We start from the raw sequence: 1,575 nt of genomic DNA on the forward strand, positions 1-1,575 counted from the left end.
TATCTGGACTGGGGATCGGGATTGAACTGGGTCAACGGACACTGCTTCGTCGTCCGCTTGAAGTCCGAGATGGTCACCTTCGACGGAGAGCCGAAGGATGTTACGCCCGGGCACTACTTCGAGGGCCCGTTTATGTTCAAGCACGGCAGTGCGTACTACCTGATGTACTCCGAAGGCAAGACTACGGATGACACGTACAACGTGCGGTATAGCGTCGCTGATAACCCATTCGGCCCATTCCTTGAAGGCGCCACCAGTCCGATTCTGGTGAGCGATAAGGAGCATGACATCCTTGGCCCCGGACACCATGCGGTCTTCGAGCGTAATGAAAAGACCTACATCGTCTATCACCGCCACAGCCTGCCGTTCCAGGCGGCATCGGTCCTGCGTCAGCTCTGTATGGATGAGTTGGTTGTCGACGATGCAGCTCGTACACTGCGCAAGGTAACGCCCACACATACCGGACCAGCACTGCTGCATACCAGCGTGCGCGATGCCGGCCACCTTCCTGTAACGGCGACTGCCTCGAGCACAGCGGGGCAGGACTTCGCGGAAGGCGCAGTTCTCGACGACAACTACGCGACGCGCTGGCAACCGGCTGCGGAGGATAAAGCTCCGTGGCTTGTTCTGGACCTCGGTCAACCGATTGCGGGAACAACGGCGAAGGTGAGCTTCGAATACGCATGGAAGCGCTACCGCTATCGTATCGAAGGTTCGCTGGATGGAACGAAGTGGTTCCCAATCGTTGATCAGACCGGAGAAGGCACGAGCGGCTCACCAACGGAGTTTCCGCGGCTGCCGCGTGTGCGCTATCTACGGTTGAACTTCGCAGCAGGCACACCTGCATCGGATCTTGCGATCTTTGAGTGGAGCGTCTATCGCGGTCAGTAGGTAGGTGGGAGGCGCGGGCTTCAGCCCGCTGCTCCCACCCAAAGACTGTTTAGACATAGAGCCAGCAATCCGATCCAGGCTCTCTGAACTCAAACCACCGCAAACGACGTCAGGGCCTGTTCGATCGTGACAGCCTGATTGGAGATCGTATTGGGCTTTGTCTTCGCGCTGACCATCACCGCCTTGGAGCTGCCCTCTACCCATGCCAGCACCGTCAGTTTGCCGGGCGCTGCAATACGGCCCATCTCGATCCAGTTGTAGTACGCGTCCATCTCGGCGTCGACCAGCGAGCCTTCTGGATCCAGTACCTTCGATTCCGGATCGCTCACCATCTCGTTGAAGCCACGATGACGCTGGCGTGGTGTATATCGCAGCAACACAGTGTGCGGTTGTGCACGGCGAGCAAGCTCGCGACCGGCCCATTGCACAAACGAGGTGCTGAAGATCTGTGTGCCTGATCCCGATGTGAACAGCTCGGTATAAAACCGCTGCAAAATGGGGTCAGGCACGATCTGTCCGCTGCGCAGTTCGCTCGGAGCAATCGTTGCGAGATCGCTGCGCATCTTCTCGGCATTCGCCTGATTTGTGTTAAGGATCGCCTGCATGCGTTCCAACACACGTTTCCGCAGGGGAGAGAGCTGGGGATAGCTGACCTGAATGGCGGCAGCCCGCACGCTCTCAGGC

Annotated in this window: 1 protein-coding gene and 1 pseudogene; one reads left to right on the plus strand and one right to left on the minus strand. The window is 58.5% G+C overall.

Translation table 11 applies throughout. The features are described from left to right. On the plus strand, positions 1–891 hold an 891-nt coding region (locus tag AB4043_RS24945), incomplete at its 5' end, for a family 43 glycosylhydrolase (RefSeq protein ID WP_442308453.1). 89 nt (positions 892–980) lie between these two features. Here the strand turns inward: AB4043_RS24945 and AB4043_RS24950 are convergent. After that, a pseudogene (locus tag AB4043_RS24950) lies at positions 981–1,575 on the minus strand (hypothetical protein); the annotation flags it as partial.

Origin of the sequence: Terriglobus sp. YAF25 (genome assembly GCF_052113305.1) — a bacterium.
Classification (GTDB): Bacteria; Acidobacteriota; Terriglobia; order Terriglobales; family Acidobacteriaceae; genus Terriglobus.